We start from the raw sequence: 17511 nt of genomic DNA, 5'->3' as shown, positions 1-17511 counted from the left end.
ATCATCCGATTAAGTAGTTTGGGGATTTGCAGCATCATAGACTCCGACTCCTTGCCTTTCGGCGGGTAAGAGGCTAACCTGATGTTTCTGACGCATCGAGTAGGCCTCGTTTTGATTAATTTCAATTCGGGGCTTTTCTCTTTTTGTCTTCCGCATACCGGTTACAGCAAATACTAAACGTATAAAACAGGACATCATGCTCGGGACAAAAAGATCCAGAGCACCCGCGAGCAGTGTACCAGCAAGTTAATATTAAGGCTGCGAAAATAACTTATTAAAATTAACGTTTCATTATTTTTAATATTAGATCATTCTAATTAACCTAATCGATAAACTGTTTGCGTGATATTATTATGATAATTTCTTATGATTTTTAATGCCAAGAAAAACGTTTCCATATAAAAAGCCTATAAAAAAATACCAAAGTATTAATGCTACTAAATAGAGATCATATGTTCATAACGTTTTTTATATTGACGCGGACTGACTCCGACGTGATGCCTGAAAATGCGTGAAAAATAAAGTGCATCCTCATAACCTACCGCCTGAGAAACTTGGCCGATGGTCAGATGCGTGGACTGGAGCAGGTTTCTGGCGCGGTTAACACGCTGTTTCTCACGCCATGCAAAGATAGTTTCCTGCATTTGATCTTTAAACAAATGAGCCAATCGTGAGGGAGAGAGAAAAACCTGTTTTGCCAGATGTTCAATGGTCAGATCCTCGACTATATGCTCGGTGATATAATGGCATAGGGTACTAATTCGTGGATCGAGACTTTGGTGGTTGGATAAAGGTTGTAATTTAAAGCACGATATAATTAGCCGCTCGAGTGCGTTCATTGCCAGTGCTTCACTCAGTAATTCATTGCTGGCATTCTGCTGGATAACTTCCCAAAAACAGCTCTGAATAATCTCGGACAATGCAGGGGCATGAAGATGGGTTATACCAATATGATCTTCTAACCTGTCCCAGCGTAGCCAATCTAGCCAATAGGGACGTGGATGAAAATAGATCCATAAGTGATCCCAGTGTTCACTCGTTTCTGCACGTCCGTAGTAGTGGGCTACATCAGGTGGGAAAAGGAATAGGTCGTTTATACGGCTGGTGATGTAACGATTGCCTGCTTTGATCCTTCCTTCTCCTCTTAGCGTCAAATGCAGGATATAACCTTTCATTCCTCCAGGGCGATTAATATAAAAATCGAGCTGGCTGGCTCGCGAAATGGGGGTATAACCGGCAACCAGATAGGCATTGAAAGTAAAGCTTTTCATTAGAGGTGAATAGCTCACCATATCCTGCGGGTTTAATTCCATTGTGTCCTGCTCGGTTGCCGATAAGAGAATTGTTGGGTACTAAATATCTGACAGGTAAATACGTAATCCCCAAGGTTCAATTTGCTGACAGTTGGTGGCATTCGCAACATGGTCACCTATTAGGCAAACTGCATTCTCGGGCGTCTGGATCTGCTGCGTATCTTCAGAATAGTTAAAATAGAATGTCAGGGTTTGACCATCCTTGGCTACGGCCTTTTTAACAATGATTGGAAAACTGTGAGCCGAGTGGCAAGATGATAGCGTGGTCTGTTTGCCAAAGCGCATTATCAGCTGTGAAATCACGGTTTTACTGCTCAGGCAGCCTATATAAATTGCTGAACCTTTTCCGTATCGTGATTCCGTTATTGCGGCATATTTCCCCCAATTAGGATGCTGATAGGTTGCAAGTACCTTTACTTGATCAGAATCATCGGCGGTTAATAGCTCCATCCATAATTCAGCCCGTTCTTCAGCATCTATCTCAAAATCGGCTGCACAGCTTTTAAAACCTACATTCTGAGGTAGAACAAATTGGCTGTAGCTCACTCGGCAACTTTCATTCAGTATACCGGGCTGTTTTCCTGTTCTGACTTTAACATTCTGATCGCTGAAACCGCTTTTGAAACCGATAAGCACATTGCCGCCAGATTCCACATAATGATTAATACGTTTTAAAAGTGCATCATCGGCGGCGTAAAGGGCAGGAATAACAATTACCCGATAACGTGAACAGGCTGAATCGACATCATTGATGATATCTACCGAGATATTGCTGTCATAGAGCGCATCGTAAAATCGGCGAAATACATCGTTGTAAACATTAGTTTGTGCATCACCGGGCTTGAACCAGTTCACGGCATCCATCGCCTGATTGCTAACCAGAATGGCCACGTCGTTATTCATTTTCATGCCATCAAAATGATCGGCTAATCTGGCGAGGTCTGCCCCAATGGTTTTGGCTTCAAGATACGTAGGATTGGGTGCGAAGTCGTGGCTGAGTAATCCTTTCCAATAGGTTTCAAAAGAATTGTGGATTGAGTGCCAGTGCCAGTATGAAACCATTTTCGCGCCTGAAGCAATATGACTAAAGGCTTGCAGGCGAAGCTGGCCAGGGAAGGGAGTCCATTGGGCAAATCCCTGAGCCTCGGTTTCAAGTACTAAATATCCGGCTCCCTTTTTTAATGCTCGGGCGATATCGCCACCAAATGAAATCTCACGCCCAGTAAGCTGTTCCTGTGAAGGGTGATATATATCCACCCCGGCAATCGTTAATGATTTGGCTGCCTCAAAATGATCGACGCGAGGCTGAACGCCGTAAGAAAAACCGCGCCATTCAAAATCGAAATTGTGGGTAATAAACTGTTCAGGGCGAGAATATTCTCTAACGATCTGACTCTGCCATGCCAGATACTCGGTCACGGTTTTACGCTGAAAGGCTGAAAATGCACAGCCAAGGCTAGCATTAATCGTTGATTCTAAAGGAGGAAAATCCTCCCAGTTATCTATACGATTACTCCAGTAATCAAGCCCGAAGTCTTTATTCAGCTGGTTCAAATCGGGATAACGCTGTCGCAGATTGGCGATAAATTTTTGCTGCATTACCGGACCGACATTATCGTAATGCTTGGTTTCATTATCTAGCTGATAGCCGACAATTGCTGGGTGAGAATGAACATGTTTCAGCAGTACGCGGATGATATTTTCCGCATAGCGAAGAAATACCGGACTGACGATATCCATGATTTGTCGACGGCCATATTTTTCCTGGCCTTTAAGCGTGGTGACCATCACTTCTGGGTGTTTACGGGCCAGCCATGAAGGAATGGCATAGGTTGGCGTGCCGATAATGACTGCAATACCAGCCTCATGCATGGCATTAAGTACCCGATCAATATGATAAAAACAGTATTCCCCTTCCTGCGGTTCCAAGGTGCTCCAGGTTGATTCGGCAATACGCACGATGTTAATGCCAGCTTCTTTCATCATGCTAATATCTGCTGCCAGCCTGTCCTCTGGCATATATTCGTCATAATAAGCAACACCATAGTAAATCTTCGACATACTGCCTCCTGATATTAGTCAGTGATTGTCTTTTGAGGAATGAAAACGCGTGTTTTATCCAGAGTAAAATAGGAAATTAGTGTGAATGAGAATGCAATGAAACCAAGCACCAGATAGCTGTCGGCAAAACCAAAGTTTTTATACATATGGCCTATAGCGCTGGACAGAAATATTTCGCTAAATCGTTTCGAAAATTGAAAGCCAATTAAATACACTGTTGCTGATAACCAGGGATTAAAGTTTTTGGCAATATATTTTAATCCGGCAACCAGAAATACAGAGCTTTCAAAACCATGCAGCATTTTAACCGCGCTGATAGAGACAGGTCCGACTGCGTAAGCAGAGCCAATGATTCGTAAACTCATAATCAAGCCACAATAAATAAGCGCATTTTTAGGGCCGATTTTGTTTACGAACCACGGCGAGAAGAACATGACGATGGCGTCGAGGAATATTTGCGCCGTATACAGATAACCGAATACTTCCGCGCCACGGGCTTTAGTTGAAAAAAAGTGGCTATAGTAAATAGCGAATTGCTGGTCGTAGGTCTCATAGACGGCTCCAACGCCAATCATGTAGAGTGCGAAGAACCAGAATTTTCGCATTTTCAGTAAATTACGGACGTCGCGTAAAGTAACCGGAGCCCGTTTGGTGCCTTGCGCGGCATCTGCAATTGAAATCTTTGGGTTGGTCTTCCAGACAATAAACAGTAATACTACACCTGCCAGGCTTGCCATCCAGAAAATGTAATTCTGATCGATGCCGTAGAGTATTCCAGCCAGAAATGTGGCGATTGCAGCGCCAATACCGCCAAACATTCGAGCTTTACCAAACTCAAAACCGGTCATGCGGCTGACTTTATCAATGTAAGCTTCGCACACACCACAGCCTGCACCAAAGGCAAAGCCAATATATACCCCACCGGCAAATGCACCGAGAATAACGTTATATTTTAGCAGTGGTGCAAAGATCCAGATCCAGTAAGGAGCAAAAAGTGTGACTATTATTGCTAGCATCCACATTAGATTTTTTCTGAATATCAACTTGTCGGCGATAAAACCAAAAATAGGCTGCACGCAGACAGAAACAATAGCAGTAAAAGAATAAACTAACCCTACATCAGCATAATCTATGCCGATAGTATCCGTTAGCCATAATGACAAATAGGGATAACAACTTCCCCAGCCAATAAAGAAGAATAAAAAGAACAGGCAACACATGAAATAATTATTATTAAGTTTTGGCATGATCCACCTCTTTTCCCCCGATGGGTTATTGGCTTAATTTAACGCTAATAATCCTGATAAAGAGGTAAAGAGACGCTGCTAACATAGAAAAATCTGCTGCGCATGAAAGCTTTGTGAGCCATCTCACGCTGGGGAGGCTGCATAAAAAAACGGCCCCCGTTAAGGTGGCCGTGAGGGGCTAATTAAACTGGCTAGAAATTCAGCGAACTTTACAAGAGCTGTTCTTGAAGTTTATAACCAGTCTCATTCCATCCGCTTAGGGACTTATTTTTCCAGCGTTTTTCTAACCTTACTGACCTGATCCGCTGTAACTGCTGGCGCTTTGTTACTCCAGCCTTGGCGAATAAAGGTAGATAGCTGCGCGACGTCATCATCTGATAGCCGAGCCGCAAAGCCTGGCATTGCCAACGTTGAAGGTGCCCGCGCGGTAGAAGGTTGCTGAGCCCCGGCCAGAATTGTGTGGATTAGGCCGGTAGGATCCTGAGCGTTGACGATCGTCGCCTGATCCAGCTGTGGGAACACGCCCGGCGCACCTTTACCGGTGACAAAGTGGCATGCACCGCAGTTGTCGAGATACAAACGTTCACCTACGCTAAGATTTTTGGCTGTCGTTAGCTTGGCCTCGGTCGTGCTGGCAGCCTGAACATTGGCTGCTGGAACCGGTGGATTACCGCCTAAATACTTCACATAAGCGGCGATAGCTTTGAGGTCTGCATCAGTCATATAACTGGTGCTATTCTCGACAACTGAAGTCATTTCCCCGCCAACCGCTGCTTTGTCATTGCGGCCTTTACCAAGATAATCAACGATTTCTTGTTCATTCCAGTGAGCAACACCGCGCAAAGAGGGCACTTCCCAACCGTTGAGACTGCCGCCTGCCAAGAACTTGGCATCGCTGCTGTCGAGGGCTTTTTCGTTCATTCCCAGCCCGCGCGGCGTGTGGCAGCTGCCGCAGTGACCGAGGCCTTCAACCAGATAGGCTCCGCGATTTACTTCTGCAGACGCACCTTCAATCGGCTTGAATGGTTTCTCGGAAGTAAATGCCCAGTTCCAGAAACGCATCCCCCAACGTTGGTTGAACGGGAAGCTCAAATCGGTTTTTGAGGGTTCTTCCGCACTCGGTTTCACGCCCTGCATAAAGTAGGTGTAGAGCGCATGCATATCCTCATCGTTGATTTTGGCATAATCAGGATAAGGCATCGCAGGATAAAGGCGGGTGCCGTCGGGCAATACGCCTTTGCGCACCGCATCGGCGAACTGCTGCTCGCTGTAACCTCCGATGCCGTGGTCTTTGTCCGGCGTGATATTGGTCGAATAAATAGTGCCTAAATCTGACTTAATCGCCAGCCCGCCGGAAAAGGCCGGCTTGCCCGCGACGGTATGGCATGCGCCGCAGTCTCCGAGGCGAGAAATGTATTCACCCTGTTTAATCAACTGAGCGTCGTCGGCCTGCGCATGTGCCATAAAGCCCGCGCCCATCAACACGACGTTAGCAATAAAAAAGCGTTTTAAATTCATCATGTTCATGTCACTTATACCTGTACCAGTGGGCCGGGATTTTTCAGATAGTGATCTTTAATTGCCTGTGCGGCCATCAGAGTGATCGCTCCGATAGTGTCGGTTGGGTTGGCCTGGAAGTTTTGCGGGAAAGCATTGCCGCCCGGCACAAAGACGTTGTGTACGTCCCAACTTTGCAGGTACTTATTCAGCGCCGAAGTTTTCGGGTTATCACCCATCACCGCACCGCCAACGTTGTGAGTCGACACGTATTTGGTCAGATCAAAGTGAGCATCCATCGGCAGGAAGCTTTCGCTGTAGCTGTCTGGATTTAACTCTTTGGTGATATTGCCGACGATGCCTTTCAGATACTGCTGCAGTTTGAGTTCATTCTGCTTCCAGTCGAAAGTCATACGCAGCAGCGGCATGCCGTATTCATCTTTGTAGTTCGGATCCAGGTCGAGATAAATATCGCGATAGGACTGGCAGGTCGTGGTGATACTTATCTTCATCGAATGGCCGTACCAATCTTCCATCCCTTCTTTCCAGCCGGTTCCCCAGCTCGGCGTGCCTTTTGGCAACGCGGTGCTGATAGGTGTGCCGGTAGCCTGGGAACTGTGGATCTTGGCACCGCCGATAAAGCCAAGGCCAGGACCGTCGTAGTTGCCCGGAGAAATATCGTTGATCATTTGCCCGGTCGCGCCAGCGGTTGCAAACGGATTGAAGTTTTTGTCTTTGAAGAACAGCGTCGAACCGCCGTTGCTCAAGAATGCATAGTTGCGACCCACCACGCCTTCCTCGGTGATCGGGTTGTAAGGCTTGCCGATCCCGGACAGCAGCATCAGCCGCACGTTGCAGAATTGGAAGCTGCTCAGCACCACAATTTTTGCCGGCTGGAAGCACTCGTTGCCCTGTGCGTCCATATAGATAACGCCTTTGGCCGTCTTTTTATCGTCGTGCAGCACCACTTTCAGTACGTTGGCGTGAACTTCGTAAGAGAAGTTTTCCATGCGCTTTAGTGCGTCCATCACCGCAGTTTGTGGCGAGGCTTTAGAGTAGTTCAGGCAAGGATATTTACTGCAATAGCCGCAATAGTTGCAGGGAGCGATCTGGTTGCCGTAAGGATTGGTCCAGGCGCGCGAAACGCAGGCCGACGGATTTGGAAACGGGTGATAACCCATTTTCTTTGCCACGTCAGCAAACATGCTGCTGTTGAGGGTATCTTCCAGCGCGGGAAGGGGAAACGGTTCAGAACGTGGGCCTTCAAACGGATCGCCACCTTCCATGATTTTCCCGCGCAGGTTGCCGGTTTTTCCTGACTGCCCGCAGATGTGCTCGAACTTAGTGTAATAAGGCTCGATCTCGTCCCAGGTGAACGGGAAGTCCATGATCCGCATTTCTTCCTGCAAGATCCCCGGCTTGTAGGCCTGATCGGCATAAGTTTTGAGTTTCAAATCGGTTGGTGTGGGGCGGATCAGTACCGCTGTCCAGTGCAGACCCGATCCACCAACGCCGGTACCTGGTGCAAAAGCGCCCCATTTTCGGGTTGGCAGCGCGGTTTCGCTCATATTATAGCGAACGGTAACTGCGGCCTCTGCCGGAGTCGCCATCACTTTATTTCTGACCGCGTAAGCGTATTCATCTGCTGGTTTTGGGTAGGCGAACTCTTCATAGCCGCGATCGCCCCCGCGCTCCAAGGCACGGACTTTCAGTCCTGCCATCGCCAGCTCGATACTCATCAACGAGCCAGCCCAGCCCAGGCCGACAACAACGACGTCGACTTCTTCTTTAGTTACTTGTGCCATCATTAATCCTGTCAAATCATAAGAAACGGAAAGTTTGAATACAGTCAGGTCTGTTAGGCGCGTGCACCAGCCAGACTGACAGGACCCAATGGGTAAGGGATATTGTGCTGCTTGACCCATTCCGTGTAGCTGGCTCGCGCCCCTGGGAATCCGATGGCTATCCAGGCTTTCATGCCTTTATTACCGCCGTAAATCGGGTCTGCGAGATAGCCATGTTTGGTATCGGAGAGCAATTCGCTGAAGAATTGCGAAGCCAGCAGAGACTCCTCGCCCATGTCGGCGAATTTAATACCGTTTTTCTGCAACTGAGTCAGGGCGTCGTCTTTATCTTTTTCAGACAATTCGTGGAAGGCTTTTTGATGATTTTGCTGGCACCAGCTATTGGCGAGTCGGATGCCAATTTTATAGATTTGCTGCGGGCGATAGGGTAATTGGTAGCCCATAGTGGCAGGGGCGTGGACGTTAAAAGGTCCCTGCATATAGATCTCTTCACCAAATTCGCCGTGCATTTGCTGATCGATAAAAACAGGCACGTTAGTTTCCAGTGCGCCCGGGGCTTTACCTTTACCGCCAGCCGGGATCAGACGATCGGCAGCGGCCATAATAAATTGCCATTCATCGGCGCTAAAAAATACTGGCTTGTAATCGCTTAATTCAGGTGCTGCCATTTCTGCTGCTTGTGCAGCAGTGAATCCTTTCATAATGACTGCACTCACAGGCAAAGCCATTACTGACCCTAGTAAGAATTTACGACGAGTAGTTTTCTTTTGAAGAAGCATAGCATTACAACTCTCACATGTTTAAATGTTAGAAAGGGGTTAGTTTTTATTGTTGTTTGGGTACAAATTTATAATATCACTGCTACATTAAAAATAAATTATTAAATTCCATGCTAATTATGGGTGCTTAAATTCATCTGCTTTAATTGAAGCTGTTTTTATTTGTATTTTATTGTTTTATATGAGTTTATTTTAATTTTTCTTGTTGATAAATTCAGTGTTAAATAAAGCATTTAGGTATCATGATGTTCCATTTGGTACAGTTTTTAATTTAGATTTATCTTCCTTTAATATAATTAAACAATGAAATTCACTGTTATTAAATGTTGGTTTTGTTAGCTAACATTTCTAACAAAATAAACAAATAAGAATGGTTTTCAATTAAAGGTAAATAACCGAGGGCGTATTCTGGTTAACTAATGATATTGACCATTAATAAGGAAGCCTACAGGATGATTTTAAATTCAGGGGAGGAATTCTACTAAAGGTGGGGGTAAATACTTCGCCTATTCCTGATTTGGAACAGGCGGATAAAACTTAACGACTCATGCTGATTCACGAACGATGAGTGTAAAACCAGTATCGACCACGTTCTCGGATATTTCGTAGCCTTCAATTTTATCGGCCAGCATGGTGGCGGCCTGCTGGCCTATCTTTTCTTTATCGACACTCACGGTGGTGATAGCAGGTCTATTGTGGGCAGCAAAATTTAAGTCGGCGAAACCAATCACCTTGAGATCCGCAGGCACGCTTAGCCCCTGAGCTTCGGCTTCCATGATCACGCCCTGCGCCAACGTATCTGAGGTACAGATAATGGCATCAAACTGCTGGCCTTGTTGAATCAACTCGCGAAAAGCGCTGCGGCCTACCGCCATATTCGCCGGGGCTGGCACGGTGATTTCGCGGATCAGGTGATCAGAGTTTCTGCTCAGGACCTCAACTGCACCTTTATTACGCACCTGCGCGCGGCGGTCGCTGGCAGTAATAAAACCAAACCGGCTAAAGCCCTGCTTAAGGAAGTAGTCACCAATCGCGTGACCGATTTTTTCATGTGAAAATCCAATCAGCATATCCAGCGGTGTCGGGGTGAGATCCCAGATTTCCACCACCGGAATATTGGCATTCAAAATAATGCGTTTGAGTTCGGAAGTGTGATGGATGCCGGTCAGCACAATGCCGTCCGGGCGGCGCGACAATAAGGTTGCGACAATTTCCGTCTCTGATTCAGGGGCATACCCGACTATACACAGCAGCATGTGATAGCCGCGCAAGGCCAGCTCATCGCCAATCGCCTGCACGGTGTCAACAAACATGTTGTTATTGATTTGCGGCACTACCACAGCAATCAGTTTGGTGCGTTTGGTCGCCAAACCTCCGGCCAACATATTGGGGATATAGCCGGTGAGATTGACGGCTTCCAGCACGCGGGCAATCGTTGCTGGGCGAACGACTTTAGGGTTGTTCAACGCCCGACTTACGGTCATCGGCGAGAGCCCCGAAGCTTTGGCTACGTCCTCAAGGGTTGGGGATCGCGATGGATTTTTGTTAGCGTTTTTTTCGTTATTCAAAGCATTTTCCACAGGTTACATAAGCCGACTTGCGTCGTAAAAGGGTAATGTTTGCGCAATCATTTTAGAATCTGCCCATAATATCCCTTCATAACCTTTGGTTAAAGTGTTCAATTATTGTTACTAAAATTAATAGTGTTGGTTAATGGCTAGTGTATTATTTTTTATGGGTTATTATTTGACCGCAATGGTCAGCGCATAGGAGATGAAGATGCCGGAAATCGTGGTTTATGCCGTAGAAGGCCGTTCCAATGAGCAGAAAAAAAAGCTGATGAAGAAGATTACTGAAGCCGTGGTTGATTCTTTTGAGGTTGATGCCGAACGCGTCGTGGTATCGATTGTTGAAACCAAAAAGAGCAACAAATCGCGCGGCGGCGTGCCGTTTGACGAGCTTTAAGCGTTAAATAGAAAAAACCCGCCAGTTGACGGTTTTCTCATTTCCTGGCGGCTTACTCAGCCGTTTTATAACGCTCAAGCCAGTGAGCGTAAGGCGCTGGCAGAACCCATGAAGGCTGTTCTTTTTGCAGCGCCTTTGCCGCCTGATAAGGCCAGTTAGGATTAGCCAGATGCGCGCGGCCTACCATCACCAGGTCCAGCTGATCTTTCTCGATTGTATCATTGGCAATGACCGGTGAGTCGATACCCCAGGCCGAAGCCACTGCAATCTGTGCTTCTTTGCGGACGCGCTCGGCGATAGGGGCCAGGAAGCCAGCGGCCCATGGAATATTGGAATCAGGAGTCGAGAAGCCAATGCTGACGCTGAGCAAATCCAGACCGCCCGCGCGGAATTTTTTGGTAAGATCAATCGCCTCTTGCAGGGTTTCTTCATCACGCCCGTCATACTCAATTACGCCAAAACGCGCGGTCAGCGGCAGATTATCAGGCCATTCTTCGCGCACAGCGGCCAATGTTTCCAACAGGAAACGACTGCGGCCTTCAACGTTGCCACCATAGGCATCTTGACGTTTATTGGCATGTACCGAGAAGAAACTCTGTGCCAGATAACCGTGGGCAAAGTGCAGTTCAATCCACTCAAAACCGGCATCGCGGGCACGACGAGTTGCTGCAACGAAGTCGGCCTTGACGCGCTCAATGTCGGCCAGCGTCATTTCGTGAGGCACTTTTGGCAGGTTGGCACCAAAGGCGACCGCTGAAGGGGCAATAGTTTCCCACGCGCGGCTGTCACCGGCAGGAATGTGATCGTCACCTTCCCACGGCAGATTGGCGCTGGCTTTACGGCCCGCGTGACCAATCTGGATCCCCGGTACGGCACCGGCAGCCTTGATCTCTTTAGCAATTTTCGCCAGGCGTGCAGCCTGTTCATCGTTCCACAGTCCCAGACATCCGGGGGTGATACGCCCCTCGGGGGAAACGGCCGTTGCCTCGACAATGACCAGACCAGCACCACCACGCGCCAGACTGGCGTAATGCACGCTGTGCCAGTCGTTCGGCAGGCCGTCAACCGCGCTATACTGGCACATTGGTGGGATGACAATGCGGTTGCGCAAGGTGACGTCTTTCAGTTTGAAGGTGGAGAATAAACCAGCCATTGAGATCCTCAGATTTGTTTTTTGATTAATAACATCAAGATCGGAATATTGCTGCAATGATGCGTCACGTGGAGTGTTAATTGATTGCCAATCGGTGCTGCATGATTAATGAGTTTTACTCATAGATTTAACCTTTCTAGTTGCCTGTACCAGGCATCCGATCACTGCTACCTTTCCATTGCCTTGATTAATTTTAGGTGGAGGTGCGATTCACAAGGTTGCTGCTTAAAGCTCTAATTATGCTGCGATCAACGCGGCATCTCCCAAGTTCTGCGTCAAAAAGTCAAGCCCTACAAGCACGTGCTGTGATAATACTTTCGGGTTCCTCGAGCCTGAAACGTTGCCTCTAAATCAGGAGAAATAACATGACGATGAAAGTACTCGGTTATGCCGCGCAGTCTGCCAAAGTTCCTCTGGCTGCGTTTGAGTTCACCCGCCGCAGTCCGCGAGACGATGATGTGGTTGTCGACGTTTTATACTGTGGCGTCTGTCATTCCGATTTGCATCAGGCGCGCAACGACTGGGGCGGCAGCCAGTATCCGGTGATCCCCGGTCACGAAGTCGTCGGACGCGTGAAGTCTGTGGGGAAAAACGTCACCAAATTCAAAGCGGGCGATAACGTCGGCATTGGCTGTATGGTTGATTCCTGCCGCGTTTGCCAACCCTGTCAGCACGGCATTGAACAATATTGCCAGGAAGGCTGCGTGCAGACTTACAACGGTTTTGATCGTCATGACGGCCTGCCAACCTACGGCGGTTATTCCAAAACTATTCTGGCGTCTGAGGATTTCATTCTCAAAATGCCTGACGGGCTGGATCTGAAAGGGGCGGCACCACTGTTATGTGCCGGTATCACCACCTGGTCGCCGCTGCGTCACTTTAAAGTGGGCAAAGGCAGCAAGGTCGCCGTTGTCGGGCTTGGCGGGCTGGGGCATATGGCATTGAAACTCGCCCATGCACTCGGTGCGGATGTCACGCTTTTTACCCGTTCGCCGGGCAAAGAGGATGACGCTCGTCGTTTAGGCGCGCAGCATATTGTGATCTCCACCGATGATCAGCAGATGAAAGCCGTCAGCGGCCAGTTTGACCTGATTATTGATACGGTTCCGTATGAGCATGATATCAATCCGTATATGCCAACGCTGACCTTGGATGGCACGCTGGTGTTTGTCGGACTGCTGGGCGACATCACGCCAGTGCTGAGCACTTTGCCACTGATCATGGGGCGTCGCTCGGTGACCGGTTCGGCAATTGGCGGCATCAAGGAAACGCAGGAAATGCTCGATTTCTGCGGCGAGCACGGCATTGTCTCGGATATTGAGGTGATCAAAATGCCCGAGATTAACGACGCCTATGAACGGATGATTAAAAGCGACGTGAAATATCGGTTCGTTATCGATATGGATACTTTGCAGGCGTAAACGACTTGTGGCCCGGTTAAAAGATCAGTCGGCGAGAAAATCTGGCTAATTCTGCAAAGTTTTATTACCTGCCACACGGCTTGGCCGTTGGATTTTCACTGAAGATTCAACGGCTAATCTTGACCTTAAAACCAATCATTTTTTGATAAAGTTTGTGGCTTGAACCCAAGGGTAAAAGGTGCGATTATTGCGCCGATTTATTTGAATCAGACGCGTTATTTTCTTTCTTCGCGACAGCTCAAGAGGGTTGCGGCACATGAACGGTTTATCACATTGCACTTTCAGCAAGTGCCACAGAACATTGATGATGACGCCAGGGTGCAGTGACCTCACGACTTCCTGTTTTTCTCCCGTTGTAAATCCTTTCATGCGGTAAGGCTACCCTTTGCTTGCTGTTAGGCATTATTAAAAATAGAGCGTTGCTCTGATTTTACTGATGTCTATCAGACGTAGCTAAGACGGTACATCGTTCTGTAACAGTTAGGCTTAATCATAAGCCTTGCCTGATTAAATCTGGACTTCCACCACTTAGCTAACGTCACTTTGCCGGGCCGGTGTCTTTAAACAAACCTGCTCATTGCCGTGCCAGTTGGCACACCCTCTTACTTAACCGTTTGAGAGTCCTGTAATATGAAACAGTTAAAAATAGCAGCAAGCGCCTCCGTGGCATCCCATCTCGACACACCGCGCGGCGTCGTTGCCCTCGAAAACGCCGACTATACCGACGTTGCGGCGATAGTGATTTCCGTGGATGACCTTAATAACGGCAGACTGGCAGAAGTCGAAGCTCTGGGATTCAGCATCCCTGCGTTTGTTGCAGTACAGGGTGCGGAACAGGTTTCCCCAAATTATCTTGCGGCACTGAAGGGCGTTTTTGCGCTGGCCGATGCCAACCAGGCGTTCTACGCCGCTCAGCTTGAAGCCGCTGCAGACGAATACGAGCAGGGATTATTCCCACCGTTTTTCGACACGCTTAAAAAATACGTCGAAATGGAAAATTCGACCTTCGCCTGTCCGGGACATCAGGGGGGCGAATTTTTCCGTCGTCATCCTGCTGGTCGCCAATTCTTTGAATTTTTTGGCGAAAACATCTTTCGTGCCGATATGTGCAACGCTGACGTTAAGCTCGGTGACTTACTTATCCATGAAGGATCGGCCAAAGATGCGCAGAAGCATGCGGCAAAAGTATTCAGCGCCGACAAGACCTATTTCGTACTGAATGGCACCTCGGCGGCCAACAAGGTCGTGACCAACGCGCTGCTAACTCGCGGCGATCTGGTGCTGTTTGACCGCAATAACCATAAATCGAACCACCACGGCGCTCTGCTTCAGGCCGGTGCGACGCCGGTATATCTTGAAACCGCGCGTAACCCGTTTGGTTTCATCGGAGGTATTGATGCCGCTTGTTTCGATGAGCGCTACCTTCGCAAGCAAATTCAAGAAGTTGCCCCAGAGCGTGCGGCAGAGAAGCGCCCGTTCCGCCTGGCAATTATCCAGCTTGGCACCTACGACGGCACGGTTTATAACGCCCGTCAGGTCGTTGAGAAGATTGGCCACCTTTGTGATTACATCCTGTTTGACTCTGCATGGGTCGGCTATGAGCAATTCATTCCGATGATGAAAGAGTGCTCGCCGCTGCTGCTGGATCTGAACGAAAACGATCCGGGGATTATTGTGACCCAATCGGTGCACAAGCAGCAGGCCGGGTTCTCGCAGACCTCGCAGATCCATAAAAAAGACAACCATATCAAGGGTCAAAAGCGCCATTGCAGCCATAAAAAACTCAATAACGCCTTTATGATGCACGCCTCGACCAGCCCGTTTTATCCGCTGTTTGCCGCGCTGGATGTCAATGCGCGCATGCATGCAGGCGGCAGCGGCAGGCACATGTGGATGGAGTGCGTGAAACTGGGTATCGATACCCGCAAAATGCTGCTTGACCAGTGCAAAATGATCCAGCCGTTTGTGCCGCCGGTTATCGACGGCAAGCCGTGGCAAGATCACGATACCGAGCAGATGGCCAGCGACGTGCGCTTCTTTGATTTTGTGCCTGGCGAGCGTTGGCACGCCTTCGCCGGTTATGCCGAGAAGCAGTATTTTGTCGATCCTTGCAAGCTGTTGCTGACTACGCCGGGCATTGACGCCAGCAGCGGTAAGTACACCGAGTTTGGTATTCCGGCAACGATTTTGGCCAACTATTTGCGCGAAAACGGCATTGTTCCTGAAAAATGCGACCTCAACTCGATCCTTTTCCTGCTGACGCCGGCCGAAACGCCAGCGAAAATGCAGCATCTGGTCGCAGAGATTGCCCGTTTCGAGCGCTACATTGAAGACGATGCCTTGCTGAGCGAAGTGTTGCCGACCGTGTATCGCAAAAACGAAGAGCGTTATCGCGATTACACTATTCGTCAGCTGTGTCAGGAAATGCACAATCTGTATGTCAGCTTTGACGTGAAAGAGCTGCAAAAAGAGATGTTCCGCGAAAAGGGCTTCCCGCAGGTGGTGATGAACGCGCAGGACGCACACAGCGAATTTATTCGTGACAACGTTGAGCTGGTGCCAATCAGCCAGGCCGAAGGGCGTATCGCGGCGGAAGGGGCATTGCCTTATCCTCCGGGCGTGCTTTGCGTGGTGCCGGGAGAACTCTGGGGCGGCGCGGTTCAGCGCTACTTTATGGCGCTGGAAGAGGGCATCAACATATTGCCGGGCTTCTCTCCAGAGTTGCAGGGTGTTTACGTTGAAAAAACCGTGGGCTGGAAACGCGTCATGGGTTATGTCATCGCGGAATAAAGCATTTCGGCTGATTAAAAAGTAAAGCGGAGCTCTCGAGCTCCGTTTTTTTATGCGGCAATCAGGCTTCCGATATGTCTGATATGTCGGGTTTATCTGGATGAGCGACGATGGTCGCAACAAAACTGGGATACAGGCAGCCGAGCACGCCAGCGCAGATTATGTCATCGAGCTGCCCAAGCGTGTGTTGGTCAAAATATTCGGCCAGAGCAGTATTCAGCGCTGTACTGACCAGGATCGGCGTATTCATCAGCGCCATTCGTGCGGCCAGGGCATTGAAAAAGGTATCAGCCATGTGCTTTTTGTCCGGCAGTCCTATAGTCAGTTCGTTGCGTAATTTAATCCTGTTTTGCATCGCGTTTAATCCACTAAATACGCTTAAATCTGCCGCCTCACCCAGCGTATTCAACGCTGCACGACTCAAATCATTGAGCCAGACGTCGCGATAGTTGGCCTGCAACAGTGCTGCCGCGCTTCCCGACGGCGAGGCGATTGCTGACATGGTTAGCGAAGTTGCTATCTGATTGGGAATATACATTCCGGCAGTGGCAAAAGTACTGATAGCTTTCACTGGCAGGTGATTGTCCAAGCGAATACAAGACTGAGCTCCTTCTCGCATCACGCTATAAGCCTGAAAGGAAACCATTGTTGAGGCTAATCCCGCTAATACACCTGTCGAGGCTGCCGCAATCATTGCCGCAGCAGAAACACCAATATTTAGCGCTCTTGAGAAGGTGCCGACAGCCGTACTGGTTCCCTGCAAATACTCACGAACACCGCCAGCCAGATTCAGGATTAACGGCAAAGTACCGGCTAAAGTCGCCAGAGTAAATCGGGAAGCTTCACTGAATATATACTCAGTTCCATAGGCGACTATTTGCCGTAACAAAGTAGGTAGCGCGACGCAGAGCACGGTGCGCACGGCGATATTTCTGGCGTTGTGCAGATAGCGGCATACGTCACCGTCAGCGGCCATGCACAACACGTTTTTTAATCGCATCCAGCATCCCTCGTAGTGGCTCTGGGGGGGCGGATTGCTGTCATTGATATCTCGTAGCCTGCTGCACAACTCGCAGTCAACCAGTGCCTCGTTTTCGAAAATATAGTGACTCAGTTCGTCGCAAAGTAGCTGAGCGTCAGTCGATAACGTGGAAAACGAATCATCGCTTTCCTGCCTTTCGGCCGCAATGAGAATCTCGTTTAATGCTCCTAACGTGGCGGTGATTTCAGCTTCACTGGGCTGTTGCAGGGCGAAAAGCAGTTTGTTGGTTAATTGTTGGCTGGCTTGCGCGAGATCCAGATAGTCCAGCGAATGGGTAGAATCACTGTCACAAGTAGATTGATAGATAGAAGATTCAGATACCGAACGCAGCATTGCAGGCGATGAGGTTTTATTTATGACCATGATCCATCCATGAACCAATGCCGACGGAAGCAATCGGCGAGCTGAAAGAAGTAATTACGTCATTACGTTAGTTAA

The 17511-nt window shown here is 48.6% G+C and carries 12 protein-coding genes; 3 read left to right on the top strand and 9 right to left on the bottom strand.

Annotated features, from left to right (window positions below; genetic code table 11):
- Positions 1–437: 437 nt before the first annotated feature.
- The 7 genes from araC to SPM24T3_RS21415 form a co-directional block, all read right to left on the bottom strand.
- Positions 438–1313: an arabinose operon transcriptional regulator AraC gene (gene araC, locus SPM24T3_RS21445; RefSeq protein WP_009638929.1), complete on the bottom strand. Its 876-nt coding sequence runs from the start codon at positions 1311–1313 to the stop codon at positions 438–440.
- Between the two features lie 39 nt (positions 1314–1352).
- The gene (locus SPM24T3_RS21440; protein ID WP_009638928.1) at positions 1353–3374 is read right to left on the bottom strand and encodes a beta-galactosidase; all 2022 of its coding nucleotides are present in this window, start codon (positions 3372–3374) and stop codon (positions 1353–1355) included.
- Between the two features lie 14 nt (positions 3375–3388).
- The gene (locus SPM24T3_RS21435; protein ID WP_009638927.1) at positions 3389–4621 is read right to left on the bottom strand and encodes an oligosaccharide MFS transporter; all 1233 of its coding nucleotides are present in this window, start codon (positions 4619–4621) and stop codon (positions 3389–3391) included.
- 264 nt (positions 4622–4885) lie between these two features.
- A complete protein-coding gene (locus SPM24T3_RS21430; protein ID WP_369699995.1) occupies positions 4886–6139 on the bottom strand; it encodes a cytochrome c in 1254 nt (417 codons plus the stop codon).
- 14 nt (positions 6140–6153) lie between these two features.
- On the bottom strand, positions 6154–7923 hold the full coding sequence (locus SPM24T3_RS21425) for a GMC family oxidoreductase (RefSeq protein WP_009638925.1): 1770 nt from the start codon (positions 7921–7923) through the stop codon (positions 6154–6156).
- Positions 7924–7976: 53 nt separating this feature from the next.
- Positions 7977–8702, bottom strand: coding sequence for a gluconate 2-dehydrogenase subunit 3 family protein (locus SPM24T3_RS21420; RefSeq protein ID WP_037379403.1), 726 nt, complete (start codon positions 8700–8702; stop codon positions 7977–7979).
- A gap of 545 nt (positions 8703–9247) precedes the next feature.
- Entirely contained in the window at positions 9248–10270 is a 1023-nt protein-coding gene (locus tag SPM24T3_RS21415; RefSeq protein ID WP_009638923.1) for a LacI family DNA-binding transcriptional regulator, read from the bottom strand.
- 211 nt (positions 10271–10481) lie between these two features.
- Between SPM24T3_RS21415 and SPM24T3_RS21410 the strand changes: the two genes are divergently transcribed.
- Complete coding sequence (locus SPM24T3_RS21410; protein WP_009638922.1) at positions 10482–10667, top strand: tautomerase family protein; 186 nt, start codon at positions 10482–10484, stop codon at positions 10665–10667.
- A gap of 52 nt (positions 10668–10719) precedes the next feature.
- On the opposite strand, the gene SPM24T3_RS21405 is transcribed toward SPM24T3_RS21410, so the two are convergent.
- A complete protein-coding gene (locus tag SPM24T3_RS21405) occupies positions 10720–11820 on the bottom strand; it encodes an NADH:flavin oxidoreductase/NADH oxidase (RefSeq protein WP_009638921.1) in 1101 nt (366 codons plus the stop codon).
- 365 nt (positions 11821–12185) lie between these two features.
- On the opposite strand from SPM24T3_RS21405, the gene SPM24T3_RS21400 reads away from it, so the two are divergent.
- Together SPM24T3_RS21400 and speF are read left to right on the top strand one after the other, a co-directional pair.
- Positions 12186–13241: an NAD(P)-dependent alcohol dehydrogenase gene (locus SPM24T3_RS21400; protein WP_009638920.1), complete on the top strand. Its 1056-nt coding sequence runs from the start codon at positions 12186–12188 to the stop codon at positions 13239–13241.
- A 630-nt stretch (positions 13242–13871) separates the two neighbouring features.
- Complete coding sequence (speF, locus tag SPM24T3_RS21390; RefSeq protein ID WP_009638919.1) at positions 13872–16031, top strand: ornithine decarboxylase SpeF; 2160 nt, start codon at positions 13872–13874, stop codon at positions 16029–16031.
- 61 nt (positions 16032–16092) lie between these two features.
- On the opposite strand, the gene SPM24T3_RS21385 is transcribed toward speF, so the two are convergent.
- A complete protein-coding gene (locus tag SPM24T3_RS21385; RefSeq protein WP_009638918.1) occupies positions 16093–17436 on the bottom strand; it encodes a hypothetical protein in 1344 nt (447 codons plus the stop codon).
- Positions 17437–17511: the final 75 nt, after the last annotated feature.

It is taken from the genome of Serratia sp. M24T3, assembly GCF_000257645.1.
Classification (GTDB): Bacteria; Pseudomonadota; Gammaproteobacteria; order Enterobacterales; family Enterobacteriaceae; genus Rouxiella.
Note: the sequence above shows the minus strand (reverse complement) of the source record. Positions and strands in the feature narration are given on the sequence as shown.

Excerpts from the sequence above, each read along its gene's own strand:
- araC (WP_009638929.1), bottom strand. The coding sequence starts at position 1,313 with ATGGAATTAAACCCGCAGGATATGGTGAGCTATTCACCTCTAATGAAA.
- SPM24T3_RS21440 (WP_009638928.1), bottom strand. The coding sequence starts at position 3,374 with ATGTCGAAGATTTACTATGGTGTTGCTTATTATGACGAATATATGCCA.
- SPM24T3_RS21435 (WP_009638927.1), bottom strand. The coding sequence starts at position 4,621 with ATGCCAAAACTTAATAATAATTATTTCATGTGTTGCCTGTTCTTTTTA.
- SPM24T3_RS21430 (WP_369699995.1), bottom strand. The coding sequence starts at position 6,139 with ATGAATTTAAAACGCTTTTTTATTGCTAACGTCGTGTTGATGGGCGCG.
- SPM24T3_RS21425 (WP_009638925.1), bottom strand. The coding sequence starts at position 7,923 with ATGGCACAAGTAACTAAAGAAGAAGTCGACGTCGTTGTTGTCGGCCTG.
- SPM24T3_RS21420 (WP_037379403.1), bottom strand. The coding sequence starts at position 8,702 with ATGCTTCTTCAAAAGAAAACTACTCGTCGTAAATTCTTACTAGGGTCA.
- SPM24T3_RS21410 (WP_009638922.1), top strand. The coding sequence starts at position 10,482 with ATGCCGGAAATCGTGGTTTATGCCGTAGAAGGCCGTTCCAATGAGCAG.
- SPM24T3_RS21405 (WP_009638921.1), bottom strand. The coding sequence starts at position 11,820 with ATGGCTGGTTTATTCTCCACCTTCAAACTGAAAGACGTCACCTTGCGC.
- SPM24T3_RS21400 (WP_009638920.1), top strand. The coding sequence starts at position 12,186 with ATGACGATGAAAGTACTCGGTTATGCCGCGCAGTCTGCCAAAGTTCCT.
- speF (WP_009638919.1), top strand. The coding sequence starts at position 13,872 with ATGAAACAGTTAAAAATAGCAGCAAGCGCCTCCGTGGCATCCCATCTC.
- SPM24T3_RS21385 (WP_009638918.1), bottom strand. The coding sequence starts at position 17,436 with ATGGTCATAAATAAAACCTCATCGCCTGCAATGCTGCGTTCGGTATCT.